This window comes from Enterococcus sp. DIV0682 (assembly GCF_051712685.1).
Classification (GTDB): Bacteria; Bacillota; Bacilli; order Lactobacillales; family Enterococcaceae; genus Enterococcus; species Enterococcus faecalis.
On record NZ_JBIOPK010000001.1, the window covers coordinates 2,121,060 to 2,137,733 of the forward strand.

Here is a 16,674-nt window from a genome sequence, read left to right on the forward strand (position 1 = left end):
GTCAGAAGCACTATACTTACTTTAAGTAAGTATACATAGTTATTTAGAGGAGGAACTCAAAATGCATGCTCAATTTCATCATGTTTCACTATTAGCGCGTCATGGTCAAGAAAACCAATCATTCTATACAAAATTGTTAGGCTTACGCTTTGTCAAAAATACCGTAAATCAAGACAACAATCGCATGCCTCATTATTTTTATGGCGATTATCAAGGCACACCGGGAAGCTTAGTAACTTTTTTTATCGTGCCCTTATTAGGCAACCGCTATGAAGAAAAAAATTATTTAGCCACGATTGGCTTAAAAATTCCCCAAAACAGCCTTTCCTTTTGGGAACAACGTTTAACAGAAAACAAAATTCCATTTAACAAAAAAGAAAAGAGCCTACATTTCAGTGATCCAGATGATACGCATATTATCCTGACAGAAGTTCCTGAAAATCCATTAAAAGAAACACTCGTTGTTTCTAACGACATTCCAGCAGCGGTTCAAATTATCGGTTTGGCCTCTACTGAATTTCATGTGCCAGATTCTGAAAAAACCTTGGCCTTTTTTGAAACATTTCTTGGTTGGCAAGCAGTTGGCAATACGATTATTTTAAGTGAGACGGAAAGCTTTTCTGTTCATCAAACAACGTCGGATAAAACAAGCCGAATGGGGCGTGGCAGTATGGATCATATTGCTTTTTCTGTGGCTGATGATGAAGCATTACAAGAACTACACACTCGCGCTTTAGCACAAGGCTGGGAGATTGAAATGTATGTAAGTCGTGGATATTTTAAAAGTTTATACATTCGTGAACCAGGCGGGAATCGGGTTGAATTTGCTACTTTGACTCCTGGTTTTACATTGGATGAGCCTCTGGAACATTTAGGGGAAACGTTGGCTTTACCGCCTTTTTTAGAACCAAAACGGACTGCAATCGAAGCCAACCTCTACAAAGACATGTAACCAACGCTTTAGAAAACAACGGAAGACGGACGTAATAATCGGTGACAAAATTACGTCCGTCTCTCTTCCCCTATGTTTGAATGTTTGAACAAGAGAATAAAAAATGACCTTCAGATTTTTCTGAACGTCATTGCACATTCCATAAAAAGCATCCTTCGTTCTTCCACTTCTTACTTCTTAAAAAAACTGGTAATTTTTTCAAAAATTCAGTAAAATAAAAGTGATCAATGGTTTCCATTGATTGAACGGGCAACTTGATGGTCCACTTGCACAGGTGACTATTCAAGGCTTCGTGATTTAGTTGCCGCTAAATCATGAAGCGCCTTTTTTTATTTTATTCCCTTGTTCTCTTTCCATTCTAATGAAAAACTCAGCTCCCGTCAACTTGCTACAAAGGACACTTTTCTTTGTTATAGCGGCTTTTTCCCCTTCTCAGAACACTCTTTTTAACATCTTGTTTCGTTCAGACAACTTTTACTAAACAATAGTTGTCTTTTCTTTTTTTTAGAACGAATTAAAAAATTTTTACCGCCTTCTTTTTCCCATTAAAAATAGATTACATTTGTCGAAATCGCATTTTTATAGCATACTAGTAATAAGATACATTTTCAAAATATTTAGTTGAGGTGAGTAAGTTGATAGAATTTCAGCATGTATCAAAATTTTATAAAGGCGGAAAAGTCGCCGTTGATGACATTAATTTGTCTTTCGATAAAGGTGAATTTATCTGCTTCATCGGAACAAGTGGTAGTGGAAAAACAACATCAATGCGGATGCTTAACCGCATGACCGACCCTTCAAAAGGAAAAATTTTAATTGATGGCCAAGATATTCAAAAAATCAATCCTGTAGAGCTACGTCGCCAAATTGGCTATGTCATTCAAAATATCGGCTTGATGCCTCACATGACCATTCGTGAAAATATCGTTTTAGTGCCTAAATTATTAAAAGTACCTGTGGAAGAACGCAATAAGATAGCCGAAAAAATGATTGATTTGGTTGAGTTACCACGAGAAATGTTGGACCGCTATCCCAATGAACTTTCTGGGGGACAACAACAAAGAATCGGCGTTGTGCGGGCTTTAGCTGCCAATCAAGATATTATTCTAATGGATGAACCTTTTGGTGCTTTAGATCCTATCACCCGTGATTCATTACAAGATTTAGTGAAAGATTTGCAAGAACGTTTAGGAAAAACTATCGTCTTTGTTACTCATGATATGGATGAAGCGTTGAAATTAGCAAATAAAATTGCCATTATGAGCGAAGGCAAAGTAATTCAATTTGACACACCAGATAATATTTTACGTCATCCAGCCAATGAATTTGTAGAAGAACTCATCGGAGAAGATCGCTTATTACAAGCCAAACCTGATTTCACCACTGTTGATGAAGTCATGTTAAATTCAGCTATTACTATCACGCCGGAAAAATCTTTACAAGAAGCGATTAAATTGATGCGTGAAAAACGGGTTGATACCTTATTAGTTGTTGATAATTCCCATGTGCTTAAAGGCTTTATCGATGTTGAAACATTAGATCAGCAACGTGGCAAAGCTTCTAGTGTTGGTGATATCTTGAATAAAGATGTCTTCTTTGTTCAAAAAACCGCTCTTTTACGTGATGCTTTACAAAGAATCTTAAAACGTGGCTTAAAATATGTACCAGTCGTTGATGAACAAAAACGAGTGGTGGGCATCTTAACACGTGCTTCCCTTGTTGACATTGTTTATGATGTTATCTGGGGCGATGAAACAACGATTAGTGAAGCTGTAGAAGCAAAACAAAGCGAGTCCGAAACTGATAAAGAGGAGGCGTAAGCAATGAGTAGCTTCTTTCAAGAATATGGATCAGAAATGATTTCAAAAAGTATTGAACATATTTATATTTCATTCTTTGCACTTTTATTAGGGGTCGCTATCGCTGTGCCCGTTGGCGTTTGGTTAACACGTTTGCCCAAAGTAGCCAATATTGTCATTGGTTTAACAAGTGCCTTACAAACGGTTCCTTCGTTAGCTTTATTAGCTTTGATGATTCCAATTTTTGGTGTCGGTAAAACACCCGCTATTATCGCGCTATTCATCTATTCCCTTTTACCTATTTTAAGAAACACGTATATCGGAATGAAAAATGTCGATGAAAATTACCGAGATGTTGCTAAAGGCATGGGCATGACCAATTTACAGTCTATTTTTAGTGTTGAATTACCCATTGCCATGCCAACAATTATGGCCGGCATTCGTTTAGCCGCTGTCTATGTCATTGCTTGGGCTACACTGGCTTCTTATATTGGTGCAGGTGGTCTTGGTGATATGATTTTCAGTGGATTAAATAACTATCAGCCAGAATTAATCTTTGGCGGGACTATTCCAGTAACTATTTTAGCACTTTTAGCAGATGTTCTTCTTGGATTATTAGAAAATCGTTTAACGCCAAAAGCTTTAAGGGAGGGCGAATAATGATGAAAAAGAAACTCAAGTTAAGCTTACTCTTCTTAAGCAGTTTACTTTTATTGGCAGGTTGTTCTTTACCTGGTCTCGCTTCAACTTCTGATGATAACACTGTTGCCATTACAGGTGGGATTACTTCAGAAGCGCAGATTTTAGGGAGCATTGTAGCGGATATGGTTGAGCATTACACAGATAAAAAAACAAATGTGATTAACAACTTAGCCACTACTACCATCAATCACCAAGCAATGATAAACGGAGATGCCTCAATTTCTGCTGCTCGTTATACTGGTACTGACGTGACTACTACGCTTGGTTTGCCAGCGGAAAAAGACCCTAAAAAAGCATTCAATCTAGTTCAATCAGAATTTGAAAAACGTTATCAACAAACTTGGTTCCCTTCATATGGATTTGAAAATACTTATGTATTCTTAGTTACAAAAGAAACGGCTGAGAAATACAATTTAAAAACAGTCAGTGATTTAGGGAAAGTCGCAGACAAATTAGTTGCTGGTGTCGATACTGCGTGGATCACACGTGAAGGCGACGGTTATGAAGGCTTTAAAAAGGAATACAACTTCCAATTTAAATCTATTTTACCAATGCAAATTGGCTTGGTGTACGATGCAGTCAACGCTGGAAAAATGGACGTCATCTTAGGTTACTCAACAGATGGCCGGATTGGTAGTTACGATTTAGTCATGTTAAAAGATGACAAGCGCTTCTTCCCGCCTTATGATGCCGCTCCTGTGGTTAGTGACAAATTATTAAAAGAAACGCCGGAAATTAAAGATGTCTTAAATCGCTTAGATGGTAAAATTTCTACCAAAAAAATGCAAGAATTGAACTATCAAGCAGATAATGATTTAATTGAACCTGCAGTCGTAGCCGAACGTTTCTTAAAAGAAAATAACTATTTTGAGGGGGAGTAACAGATGAATAATATGAATTTATTCCAACAATTTATCTACTATTTCCAACAAAATGGCGGCTACGTCTTTCAACAATTTTTACGTCACTTTTTAATTTCGATTTATGGCGTAATCTTTGCTGCAATTGTCGGGATTCCTATCGGGATTATGATTTCACGTAAACGTAGCTTAGCCAACTGGATTATCCGTTTAGCGAACATTATCCAAACAGTACCAGCTTTGGCAATGCTTTCGATTTTAATGTTGGGGATGGGCTTAGGTGTCAACACGGTGGTTGTAACAGTCTTCCTTTATTCTCTCCTACCAATTATCAAGAATACGTACACTGGCATGATTCAAGTGGATCGCAATATTTTAGATGTTGGTAAAGGAATGGGTATGACAAAAGTACAACTTCTTTATATGGTCGAGTTACCTTTATCTGTTTCAGTAATCATGGCAGGTATTCGAAATGCGTTAGTCGTCGCAATCGGGATTACTGCGATTGGTGCTTTCGTTGGTGCTGGTGGTTTAGGGGATATTATTATTCGTGGAACCAATGCCACAGATGGTGCTTCTATCATTTTAGTCGGTGCCTTACCAACGGCCTTTATGGCGATTATCACAGATTGGGTTCTAGGGATTATTGAACGGCGTTTAGACCCAGCTAGCAAACATTCCAATTAATAAAAAATGCAGAGCAGATCCAACATTGTTTCTTTTCAATGGGATCTGTTCTTTTATCTAGGAGATTAATAATGTCTAACTATACTATTATCGATTTAAACCAACAACCACACTTAATTCCGTCAGCTGCTCAATGGTTTAGCCAAAAGTGGCAAATCCCCGCTGAAGCGTATCAAGCAAGTATGCAGGAAATGCTAACTAGCGAAAACCACGTACCACATTGGTGGGTCTGCTTGAATAAACAGCAGGACATCGTTGCAGGCGTGGGCGTAATTGATAATGACTTCCACAATCGTGCAGACCTTACGCCAAACCTTTGTGCATTGTATGTCGAACCAACATTTCGTCACCAAGGCTTAGCAGGAATTCTTTTAACAACAGTTGGTGATTTTCTTGCTAATTCTGGATTTAAAAAGCTTTATTTGCTCACAGACCATACTACTTTTTATGAAAGATATAACTGGGAATTTTTGACAATGGTAACCACTGAAGAGCAGTCTTGCGCTAGAATTTATCAAAAACAATTACGTCAATAAAAAAATCTGCCATCAAAAGTGAACTGACCCAATAAACTGAGACAAAATAAAAAAGCACCTCTTGTTGAATTCACGTTAAAATGAATTTAACTAGGAGGTGCTTTTTCAATGGGAAATCGAGTTTCTTATCCGATTCACATCAAAGAAATGGCTATACAGATGAAAAAAGAGAATATTCCTGTAAAAATAATTATGGCAGAATTAGGAATTAAAAACAAAACACAAATTGAAACATGGTGGCGTTGGTACCGTAATGGCGAGAATCATCGTCTGGTTCAACCCGTTGGAAAACAATATGCTTATGGAAAAGGTCCAGAAATTCTATCAAATGAACAACAGCTTAGAAATGAAAATAACTATTTAAAAATGCATATTGAGGTGCTAAAAAAGTACAAAGAATTGGAAAGGACGTGGAGCCAGAAATATTTGTAGAATTAGTTAAAAGAATGAAAGGAAAAATAACCATTACTGCATTGTGTCAACTTTTCGGCGTTTCGCGAGCTACTTATTATCGTTGGACTCATCGAAAAGACTTGGGAAAGTTAACACCTCTTGAAGAAGCTGTTCGTCGACTTTGCTTCCAACATAAGTTTCGATATGGCTATCGAAAGATTACTGCGTTGATTAATCAGGAATACAAAGTAAACAAAAACACCGTACAAAAGATTATGCAGAAATATCATTGGAATTGTCGCGTGAAAATGAAGAAACGCAGTAAAGTGGGACAACCTTACACGGTTGTCGAGAACAAGCTAAATAGACAATTTTCTTCAGACGCTCCTTTAAAGAAATTGGTAACAGATATTACTTATCTGCCTTTTGGTCAAAAGCAATTGTATTTGTCTTCAATTATGGATTTATACAATGGTGAAATTATTGCCTATACCATCGGTGATAAGCAAGATACGGCTTTTGTTCTGGATACACTTGATCAATTGCCCCAAACAACGGATTGTCTATTGCATAGTGATCAGGGCTCTGTTTATACTTCTTTTGACTACCAGAATCAAATAAAAACAAAAGGCATTACCATGAGTATGTCCCGCAAAGGGACACCTTCAGATAATGCCTGCATCGAATCGTTTCATGCCTCACTAAAGTCTGAAACGTTCTACTTAGATGGGCTCACAAATGAACCTACATCTATTGTAATAGAAATTGTAAAAAAATACATTACTTATTATAATGAAAGTCGAATTCAACAAAAACTAGACTACCAATCGCCGATAGATTATCGGAAATCAGCAGTCTAGGAAAATGCTTTTTTATTCCTGTCTCACAATCTTAGGTCAGTTCCAAAGATGGCAGACTTTTTTATTTATTTTTTCAAGTGATAACTATAGGTAGCCACAATAATATTTTCCCGCCACGCTAAACGAATCCGCAAGCGTAAACTTGTTTGGTTATGCAAAATATTTTGCCAACGTTTATTTGGTACAAATTGTGGTACTAAAACTGTTGTACTGTAGTTATGCTTCGTGGCATTTTTACTAACCAAATCAACATAACGTAAGATAGGGTTTTGCAGTGAACGATACGAAGAGTGGACAATTGATAGACGAACGTCTGGGAAGTGTTTTTTAAACTCTTCCTGAATTTCTTTTTCCTTCTCAACGTTTTCATCCATTGAGACATGCATGGCAACAACATAATCACCAATGGAACGCGCATAGTTCAAGGCGCCGACATTTGCCTTGGTTACGTTCCCTACTAAAACAATAACTGTATTCCCGTCAAACTCATGCAACTGTGCCCCATCTTCTAAACGTAGCTGTTCCGCCACATTTTTATAGTGAGTGTTGACCCGATAAAATGCATAAATCAACACTGGCATAATAATAAAGAACGGCCAGATGTCCCCTAATCGATAAATAAACAAAATGGCGATAATCGCGAAAGAGATAAAGGCGCCGACAATATTAGCAATTGATTTTGGCAACCAATTTTTAGTTTCTTTTCGCCATTTTACAACCATCCCCGATTGAGACAAAGCAAACGGAATAAACACACCAATTGAATACAATGGGATTAAACGTTCTGTGGAACCTTGGAAAATCAATAATAAAACAATGGAACCAGCAGCTAAAGTTAAAATACCGTTTGAATAGCCTAAACGGTCGCCACGATCCATATACATATGCGGCATAAACTTATCTTTGGCTAAGTTATAAGCCAAAACTGGAAAGGCTGAGAATCCTGTGTTAGCGGCAACCGCTAAAATTAAGGCTGTCGCAAACTGTAATAAATAATATAAAATATTTTGACCAAAGACCGCTTTCCCAATTTGTGAAAGAACTGTCACTTCTTCTTTTGGCACAATCCCATACCAATAGTTAATAAACGTAATCCCCACGAAGAAGAACCCTAAAATCGTTGCCATTAACGCTAACGTCCCAGCAGCATTTTTTGCTCGTGGTTTCTTAAAGAATGGCACTGCATTACTGATTGCTTCAACCCCTGTTAAGGAAGAAGAACCAGATGAAAACGCCCGTAAAACTAAGGCAATAGAAATTCCTGGAACCACGGCTCCTGGTAAAGCTGTCGCATTCAATGGCTGTGCGCCAGTCACAATTTTAAATAGCCCAACAACAATCAGTAAGGTAATAATTGCGATAAAACTATACACTGGCAACATTAAGAACGAAGCAGATTCTCGCAGGCCTCTCAAGTTCATTAAGGTAATCAATATCACAATCCCAATAGAAATTGCTACTTGATGACCATATAACGCCGGAATCGCCGATATAATCGCCTCTGCGCCCGCTGAAACTGAAACGGCTACTGTTAGCATATAATCGACTAACAACGAACCACCAGCCAATAAACCGGCATTTCTGCCGAGGTTTTCACTACTAACAACGTATGCGCCGCCGCCATGCGGATACGCATGAATAATTTGTCGGTACGACAATGTTAAAGAAATAAGTAAAATAATAACAAATGCAGCAATTGGCAATGAATACCAAATCGCAGCCGCCGACAAAGTAACCAGAACCACCACTATTTGTTCTGTACCATACGCAATGGATGAAAGTGCATCAGAAGATAACAACGCAAGCGCTGCAAATCTGCTTAATTTATGTTCATCATTTTCGGCTGATTTCAATGGTTTCCCAATGAACAGTCGTTTTAAATCCGCCATTTTTTTCTACTCCTTTTCTCTAGAGTGACCCGCTCACTTTTTTCATTATTTTTTATCAAACAAATCCATATGCTACGCTTCTCACAATGAAAAGTCAATTGATTTTTGTTACTGAAAAAGATAAAAAAATCACCATCTTTTTTTAATCAGACACTCATTTAAAGTCCCCCGCTTCCTTTATCTTATCAAGAGAATCCAGATAACAAAAGGATTTGCATTCTCTAAACAAAAAAGCGAGAGCTAAAAGTCTATTTGACCTTTTGGCTCTCGCTTAAAAACTTAGTTAATTATTCCCTTTTATTGTAACAAGTACGTATGATCGAAGGTAATTTCCACTTTATAACGACCAATTTTTTCATAAACTTGCCGCTGAATTTCCACACCCAGTTCAAATTCAGATAATTTTGATTCTGTAGGCAAAACCAAGTCGAACAAAATCTTCGGCTCTTCGCCATGGGTAACTAAACGGATATCATGAACTTTTAAAGACGCATCAAAAGAACGAATAATCTTTTTGATTGTTTGATGAACAAATTGTTGTGTTGGGTCATACAAATTCACTGGATCAATATGACAAACAAGATTAACATCCAATTCTTCTTTAAACTTCTCTTCAATCGCATCGATTGTCTGATGGGCTTTATTTAAATCCCAGCGATCATCAATTTCAATGTGAACAGACGCAAACGTTTGGCTAGGACCATAATTATGAATCAGTAAATCGTGATACCCTACAATTGTTTCCATTTTTGATAAGACATTCTTCATTTCATCAATTTCTGTTTGGCTCGGACGCATGCCCATCAACTCATTAATAAATTCGCGAATTAACTGCAAGCCACTATAAATAATATATGCAGCAATTAAAAAACCAATATATCCATCAATTCGCAAACCAGTGATGCCTTCAATAAATGCAGAAACCAAAACAGCTAATGTAGTATAAACATCATTAAAGCTATCCTTAGCAGAAGCAACTAATGCTTGAGAATCAATTTTTGCTGATACTTTTTTGTAAAACAGCCCTTGCCAAATTTTAATCCCAATTGATAAAGCTAAAACAGCAAATAAAATGGGTGTCACCTTGATTGATTCTGGATGCAGGATGCGATCCACGGAGGTCGTTAGAAACTCAAACCCAATAAACGTAATCACTAATGATACAAGCATTCCACTAATATATTCAAAACGTTCATGGCCATAGGGATGTTCTTTATCCGCTGGCTTACCAGCAATATAAAAACCGACTAATGTTAAAACTGAAGAAATAGTATCGGACAAACTATTAATGGCATCTGCCATGATTGAAACACTACCTGAAAGCAAGCCAATCATAAATTTACTAACGAATAAAAATAAATTAGAAACAAGCCCAATCCGACCGGCAAAAGCACCGAATGCTGTTCGTTTTTCCAATTTACGACGTTCAATTTTTTTCTCATATCGTTGAAGCAATGCTTGAATCATTTTACAACCCCTACCCACTTTTTATTTCTTAAAAAAATACTATAAAACCTTTTTATACATTTGTACACAAAAAACCTCACTTTCTGAGGGAGATTTTATTATTTAGCATTGCCAAAAAGTCAAAAGCAAGAGCCCCCAAAACTTCTTTGTTAGGGTTGCCTTGAAAATAAAGAAAAACAAAAAGCCGAAAACGCTAGAGACGTTTTCAGCTTTTTGTTTTTTTAATGGAATAAATGGCTCTTTTGTGCTAAAGCCGCAAATTTTTTCGATCTGTGTTCCAGATGTGGATAAAGAATTGCACCGCCAATACTAAAGACGACTGAAATCCCCACCATAATCCAAATGGCAAACCAAGCATTTGGCCAGTAAATGCCTCCTGCTGATTCCCTTAGCAAGTTCACGGCATGCGTAAACGGCAAGAACGGATTAATCATTTGGAAGAATTTACCTGAGACTTGAATTGGGTAGTTCCCACCCCCACCAGAGATGGATAGTACCAAGATTATTATCGCAATTCCTTTCCCTACATTGCCAAAGAGAGCAACAAGCACATAAACCATTATCATAAACGTAATGGCAATCAATACCGCAAACCAGACGCTATACGCTGGATTACGAACATCTACGCCTAACGCAAAGTAATTACCTAAGGTTACAATCAGTGCTTGACCAATCCCCATGACAATGAAAGTAAACATCCGTGCTGAAAATTGTTCCCGTTTAGAGAAGCGTTTTTTATCTTTTCCTTCAAGATAAACATCCGTTGTCGCAACACTTGAGAATAACACAGCGCCAACCCATAAACACAAAGCTGTATAGAATGGGGTACTTGCCGAACCATTATTAGCAATCGGATAAACAGCATGTTCTTTGACTTCAACTGGTTGTGTAAAGAAGTCACTTTCTTTATTGGCATCTAATTTTAGTAATTTAAGAATTTCGCCTAAGTCAACTTCTTTTTCACCTTTACGGATTGCATTCGCTGCTTTGTGTAATCCTGTTTTGATATTTGGCCAATCATTAATAATTAGTTCGTTGGCTTTGTCTAAGGCCGCTTCAACATCTGGCATTTTCTCATTGACTGTTTTCAAGGTATTCGTTAAATCTTTTCGGATACCTGGATAGTCATTTTGCATAAAGGCTGCCGCTTTGCTGACTTTTTCTTGAATGACTGGTAAATCGTTTTTATACAAATCAGCACCACGATTAATGCCATTGACAATGGTTTCCATATTGCCATTCAACATCGTATTCGCATCATGAATTTCTTGTTTAATTGCTGGCATTTCAGCTTGATATTTTTCTAATAAAGAAATCGCATTAGTGACCGTTTGACTTGTTGAGCTCAATAACCCTTCAAAGTCAATTTGTTGCGCTTTGTTTAGTTGACCTTGAGCGTTTTGGATGGTACTAGTTAGTTTGTTTAAAATGGTTGAAACGGTATTACTAATTTCATCTGGATGAATCTTTGCTGCAGTATCCTGTACTTGTTTCGCTTGATCTTGAATTATTGTTAAGTCATCATTTGTTACTGCGTTGACGTCAATACCATCAACTACCGTTTTCAAGTCTGAAATAATTTGATTTAGCTCATTCAATTTATCAATTGAATCTTGCAATGCAGTACTTCCAGTTGCTTCTTGTAGTTGCGTAAACAATTGAATTAATTGCAGAATATTCTCATGCTGTCTCGCTAAATTTTCAGATATTTGTTGTTTAATTTGCTCTCTTTCTTCCACTGGCAAACGTTTATCCTTCAGTTGCTCTAATCCGATATTTATACCAGAACTAATTGTTTCAATTGCCTTGACAATCGTCGCAACACTCCGCGTAATGTCAGGTAAAGCCTTTTCCAATTTATTAGCGCCATCTAATGTGACATTCCCTAAATCATTGGCTTGATTACCTAGTTTACGAATATCTGGTAACGCCGTTTGAACTTGTTGAATGATTTCTAATCCTTGTTTTGCTTCTTGGATTCCTTCGCTCATTGTTTGTTCCACAGAAGCAAAGTCTTCATCAATCATAGCAATTTGTCGGCCAGCGTTTTGAATTTCTGGAATTTTTTCTTGTAACGTCAAAATAACACTAGCTTGTTCTTTGATGCTTGGCATTTTGCCATTTAGCTCAACAATCTTCTCTCCTAAAGCATCAACTTCAGGTAAATATTTCATCGCATCGTTGGCTTTCGCTAATTTTTCTTTTAGCTCAGGCATCTTACCATGTAAGTCAGTGACTTGTTTCGCGTACGTGTCAATGGTTCCAATGTTGGCATCTGTATCTAAAATCATGCTCTTAACTTTTTGAATGCTGACCATGTTTTTATCAATATCATAGCCAATATCATTGAATGTTTTGATTAACGTACTACTTGCCGTTTTAATGAATTCTTCCGAAATTTGTGACTGAATGGAAGAAGCGCCTTTTGACGTAATTTTCGGTGCAATTGCATTAATTTTTTCGTTAATTGAGTATTCAATTTTAGGTTTATTGATATCACCAGAAGTAAAACTTAGCAAATCTTTGGAAAAATCTTTAGGTAAATAAATCCCGGCAAAATATTTTCCTGATTGGACTCCTTTGTCTAATTCCTTTTTCGAATCAACAAAACGCCAACCTAATTGCTTGTTTTTCTTCAAGTTTTTCAAGACTTCATCACCAATATTGACCGATTTATCTTGAAAAGTTGCTGTTTGGTCATCACTATAGACCGCTATTGGTAACTCTCCTGTATTTGAATACGGATCCCATAGTGCTTTAATGTTAAACCATGCATATAATGATGGAATAATCATTAAGGCAACAATCAAAAATGTTGCTACTGGGTTTTTAAAAATTCTTTTCCAATCTAAAATAAATAGTTCCCATGTATTTTTTATATGTTTCATAAAATCACCTGCTTTTTTTTGTGCCTGAATAACTTTAGCATAAAATACAAGAGAATAACAAACAAAAGCTTGAATGTTACGACACATTTTTAAAATGTCGTAAGTTCAAGCTAAGATTGTTTATTTCATATTTTTAGAAAATTCCGAAACGACTTGTTTAACTTCATCAATGGCTTCTGGTTTTAAATAAGCCAAAAGTTTTGGTGCTTTTGTCATCAAGTACATTTTATCTAATTTGCCTGTTTGTTGGCGTTCAAACATTTCTGCAAGTAGCGCTTGCATTTTTTCTTTTTTATCTTCTTTTGTTCGATCTAGTATGAACGTTAAGAATTGTTCTTGTCCTTCTTTCATTCCCTATCCCTCCTTACAAACAGATTCTTTTCTATTATAAAACTTCTTTTTTAGAAAGGATAGTCCTTTTTTTAGGATCTATGATTTTGTGTACAGACTTAGCATGTCTTTTTTGGCGGATAAAGGTAAGCCGAGTCCCTCTTTTAAATAGCCCTCTACCGAACCAAATTCTTTTTCAATCGCCTGTAAAGCGGTCGCTAAGTACTCTTTTTTCACATAAAGCAGCGTTTCTAATTGTTGAATTTCTGCTGGAGGCGTTCCATTTGCTTGATATTGCGCAATAATTTGCTCGTTAGCAGCTTTTCTTTGCTCGTTCGTCTTTAAATAATCTTCTAAAATATAAGAATGTTCCACACCTAAAGCACTTAATATCAAGGCTGCGCCGATTCCTGTTCGATCTTTTCCTGCGAAACAATGAAATAAAATAGCTTCCTGTGGATAACTTAAAAAGTTTTCAAAAAATGTTTGGTAACCTTTGCGCCCCGAATTGGAAAGAACCATTTCTTTATAAGCCATGTCCATTGCTGCATCGGGTGAACCAACCGTTTTAAGCATTCCTTCTAATGAAGCGGTCTGCGCCTGAATATCGGCCAAAATGTCTATATGTAAATAGTTGGTTCCTTGAATTGAATCATCTGGTCGTTCTTGCGTTTCTGCTGCACTTCTAAAATCATAGATTCGTTTAATTTGATAGTCCTCTACCAGTTTCTGTTGATCCGCTTGTGCAATATTGACGAGTTCACCACTCCGAAAAAAATGCCCTGTCTTGACGGATGTGCCTTGTTGCGTTGGAAATCCTCCGATATCTCTAAAATTCACTACGCTGTTCATATTCTGTCGCTCCTTCATTTTAATTATTTTGTTGTCATTTAAATACTTTGTTTTTTCTTTTTATTTCTTTTTCTCAATGATAATAAAAAACACTTCAAAAAACAATCTTTTTATCAGTTGTTTATTGCCATTTTATCATAGATGCAGTATTCTTAAAAGAGAGGTGAGCAACGATGTTAAAACGAGATTTTTTAGAAAAACCGTATGATTATATGAATGATATTCTATTGTTCCTATATAATAATAAAGGCCAAGCGACACGAAATGAATTAGTAGATTTTTTCAATATTAGTTTACCAACATTGAATGAATATCTTTCTTTTTTAGAACAATTTTTGAAAGAAGAGCAACTCCAAGAAAGCCTCACCATGACTGTACTAGGTGATACCCTTTATCTAAATAAAGCGCCAAACTTTTCCATGAAAGCAATGATCATGTTGTTCTTGAATAAATCTATTAAGTTTCACATGGTTCAGCAACTCTTTCATAAAAATAAAATAAATGGCGGGTATTTTCAACAGAATTATGCCATCAGCTCTGCTACCTATTATCGAAAAATTGTTGAATTAAATGACTTACTCAATGAGTTTAATTTATGTATCAAACGAGGAAAACTTATCGGCGAAGAAAAACAAATTCGCTTTTTCTTTTTTAATTTTTTCTGGTTTATCTTTGAAGAAAAAACAGATTTAGAAAAAGAACTGGCCAATCAATACCTAGGATTAATCGAGATATTACAAGAAATCCCCAGAATTACCTTTGACCATACAGAAATTCTTCAAATTAAGCTTTGGATGAAAATTTCTTTTCGTCGTATGGTTTTAGAACCTCTGCCAACGATTAGTCCGCATGATGCGCAACTCGATCGACCTTTATTTGAAGAAATTAATTTATCTATACATACATATATGAAAAGAATCGACCGTCCATATACAATCAACGAAGCCTATATGTTTTATGACTTTTTCTGTTCCATGCATAATTATTCTGCGAATGCTGCTTTCGCCTTTCGTTTAGCAAAACAACAACGAATCGAAAAAACGTATCTTAACGAAATGAACCGAGTTATTTTAACGTATCTTAAAGCACATGGTTATCTATCTCATTACGTACTGCCTATTCGATTACTTTATATTGAAAATTTACTTTTTCAATTACATGCGCAACTCTACTATTTTTCTGGATTTATTTTACCCTTTGATTATTGGACAATTCAGTCACTTTTGAAAGTCTTACGTCATCCTTTTAGTGAAAGTGAAGTTTACGAATTAGTGGAAATCGCTACAACGAACTTTGCCACAGAAGCCACTATTTCTAAATACCAAAATCAATTTACTGAAATTAATTATACGCTTATTTTGAATCACATTGCTGAATTAAATGAAAAAAAAATAACGATTGGTGTTTATCACTCACTGAGCAGTGCCTATAGCGAGTTGGTAGCACAAAAAATACAACAGAGTATCGCTGGAAAATATCCGCTGAAAATTGAGCCTTACAACGCAGAAAACCATTATGATTTGCTTTTAATGAATACCAATAATGAACAGCTCGTTGCCCAGTATGACCATTACTATATTTTTTCGGATATTAGTAATCGTTATGACCTGCAATCAATTGAAAAAATCATTCAATTGTTATTGGGCAAATAATCTCTAAAAAGAAAAGCTTAAGTGCCCTACTCTTAAATGGCTGACTTAAGCTTTTTATTTTACTTTCCCTATTTCCTTAAACGGCGCCATTTTAAACACCACGATTCCTTCAATCGCTTGTATCTCGACAAAGCCGAACGTACGACTATCACTTGAATGCGTACGATTGTCCCCTAAGACAAAGTAATGACCAGCTGGAATCTTCTGAAACAGGCGAAGTTGGGCTGCCGCTTCTTCTGATAAGTCAAAACGACTGGCATTCTCAGGCAGTGCCTCATTATCACTTGCTGTAGGTCCTTCCGAAAGATAAAGTTTTGTCTCGTTTACCCAAATTTGATCACCAGGAACCCCGATAATTCGCTTGACGTACGTACCTGTGCTAGCCAACGGTGCTTTAAATGCAATCACATCGTACCTTGTTACTTGCTTCGTCCGTTGTACTAAGACTCGTTCCCCTGCGTTAAGTGTCGGCTTCATGGATTGCCCAGCAATTGGGTAGCTAGATGTCTTTAACACAAAAAAGAACACAAAAATGGCGAAAAGAATAGCTGGCATAAAAAATTTAACGACTTGGATGCGTTGTTTCTTTTGGTAGGCTTGCCGCTTTTTTTTAATCTCTTCAGCAGTCATTTTTCTTTTCGGTCCTCTTATTGATTGATGGTTATCTGTTTGCTCAAGCAAATATTCCGTTGCTTTGTTAGTCTTTTGCTTTTTTAGCTGATATGTCGCAGGCAACTTTTGCTTCAAGAAGGCGCGCTTAATGTGGCGAATTGTTCGCATAACGGGCTTTATCCATTCTTTCATCGT

The 16,674-nt window shown here is 36.5% G+C and carries 14 protein-coding genes; 8 read left to right on the forward strand and 6 right to left on the reverse strand.

Going from position 1 to position 16,674, the window contains the following annotated elements:
* The first annotated feature begins 61 nt into the window (after positions 1-61).
* The 7 genes from IGK96_RS10175 (at position 62) to IGK96_RS10205 (ending at position 6,789) form a co-directional block, all read left to right on the forward strand.
* Positions 62-952: a ring-cleaving dioxygenase gene (locus IGK96_RS10175; protein ID WP_002355746.1), complete on the forward strand. Its 891-nt coding sequence runs from the start codon at positions 62-64 to the stop codon at positions 950-952.
* A 626-nt stretch (positions 953-1,578) separates the two neighbouring features.
* Entirely contained in the window at positions 1,579-2,772 is a 1,194-nt protein-coding gene (locus IGK96_RS10180; protein WP_002355745.1) for a betaine/proline/choline family ABC transporter ATP-binding protein, read from the forward strand.
* 3 nt (positions 2,773-2,775) lie between these two features.
* Positions 2,776-3,411, forward strand: a complete 636-nt coding sequence (locus tag IGK96_RS10185; protein ID WP_002355744.1) for an ABC transporter permease — start codon at positions 2,776-2,778, stop codon at positions 3,409-3,411.
* A gap of 2 nt (positions 3,412-3,413) precedes the next feature.
* A complete protein-coding gene (locus tag IGK96_RS10190; RefSeq protein ID WP_033625275.1) occupies positions 3,414-4,334 on the forward strand; it encodes an osmoprotectant ABC transporter substrate-binding protein in 921 nt (306 codons plus the stop codon).
* Positions 4,335-4,337: 3 nt separating this feature from the next.
* Positions 4,338-5,000, forward strand: a complete 663-nt coding sequence (locus tag IGK96_RS10195) for an ABC transporter permease (RefSeq protein ID WP_002363261.1) — start codon at positions 4,338-4,340, stop codon at positions 4,998-5,000.
* Between the two features lie 71 nt (positions 5,001-5,071).
* Positions 5,072-5,536 (forward strand): GNAT family N-acetyltransferase, encoded by a 465-nt coding sequence (locus IGK96_RS10200; RefSeq protein ID WP_033624854.1) that lies wholly within the window; start codon positions 5,072-5,074, stop codon positions 5,534-5,536.
* Positions 5,537-5,644: 108 nt separating this feature from the next.
* Positions 5,645-6,789, forward strand: a protein-coding gene (locus IGK96_RS10205) for an IS3 family transposase (protein WP_096397480.1) whose coding sequence is annotated in 2 segments (ribosomal slippage) — positions 5,645-5,918 and positions 5,918-6,789 — 1,146 coding nt in all. Because the reading frame shifts where the segments join, the coding sequence is not laid out codon by codon here.
* Positions 6,790-6,854: 65 nt separating this feature from the next.
* Here the strand turns inward: IGK96_RS10205 and IGK96_RS10210 are convergent.
* The 5 genes from IGK96_RS10210 to IGK96_RS10230 all read right to left on the reverse strand — a co-directional run bounded on the left by IGK96_RS10210 (position 6,855) and on the right by IGK96_RS10230 (position 14,215).
* Positions 6,855-8,678, reverse strand: coding sequence for an APC family permease (locus tag IGK96_RS10210; protein WP_002379167.1), 1,824 nt, complete (start codon positions 8,676-8,678; stop codon positions 6,855-6,857).
* Positions 8,679-8,975: 297 nt separating this feature from the next.
* Entirely contained in the window at positions 8,976-10,145 is a 1,170-nt protein-coding gene (locus IGK96_RS10215) for a cation diffusion facilitator family transporter (RefSeq protein ID WP_010828597.1), read from the reverse strand.
* A 221-nt stretch (positions 10,146-10,366) separates the two neighbouring features.
* Positions 10,367-13,033, reverse strand: coding sequence for a YhgE/Pip domain-containing protein (locus tag IGK96_RS10220; protein WP_010828596.1), 2,667 nt, complete (start codon positions 13,031-13,033; stop codon positions 10,367-10,369).
* A 120-nt stretch (positions 13,034-13,153) separates the two neighbouring features.
* Positions 13,154-13,384: a hypothetical protein gene (locus tag IGK96_RS10225; protein ID WP_002355737.1), complete on the reverse strand. Its 231-nt coding sequence runs from the start codon at positions 13,382-13,384 to the stop codon at positions 13,154-13,156.
* A gap of 78 nt (positions 13,385-13,462) precedes the next feature.
* On the reverse strand, positions 13,463-14,215 hold the full coding sequence (locus IGK96_RS10230) for a tyrosine-protein phosphatase (protein WP_002366263.1): 753 nt from the start codon (positions 14,213-14,215) through the stop codon (positions 13,463-13,465).
* 173 nt (positions 14,216-14,388) lie between these two features.
* On the opposite strand from IGK96_RS10230, the gene IGK96_RS10235 reads away from it, so the two are divergent.
* Complete coding sequence (locus IGK96_RS10235; RefSeq protein ID WP_085443124.1) at positions 14,389-15,867, forward strand: helix-turn-helix domain-containing protein; 1,479 nt, start codon at positions 14,389-14,391, stop codon at positions 15,865-15,867.
* Positions 15,868-15,921: 54 nt separating this feature from the next.
* Here IGK96_RS10235 and lepB read toward each other — a convergent pair whose 3' ends face one another.
* A complete protein-coding gene (gene lepB, locus IGK96_RS10240; RefSeq protein ID WP_016618063.1) occupies positions 15,922-16,671 on the reverse strand; it encodes a signal peptidase I in 750 nt (249 codons plus the stop codon).
* Between the last annotated feature and the right edge of the window lie 3 nt (positions 16,672-16,674).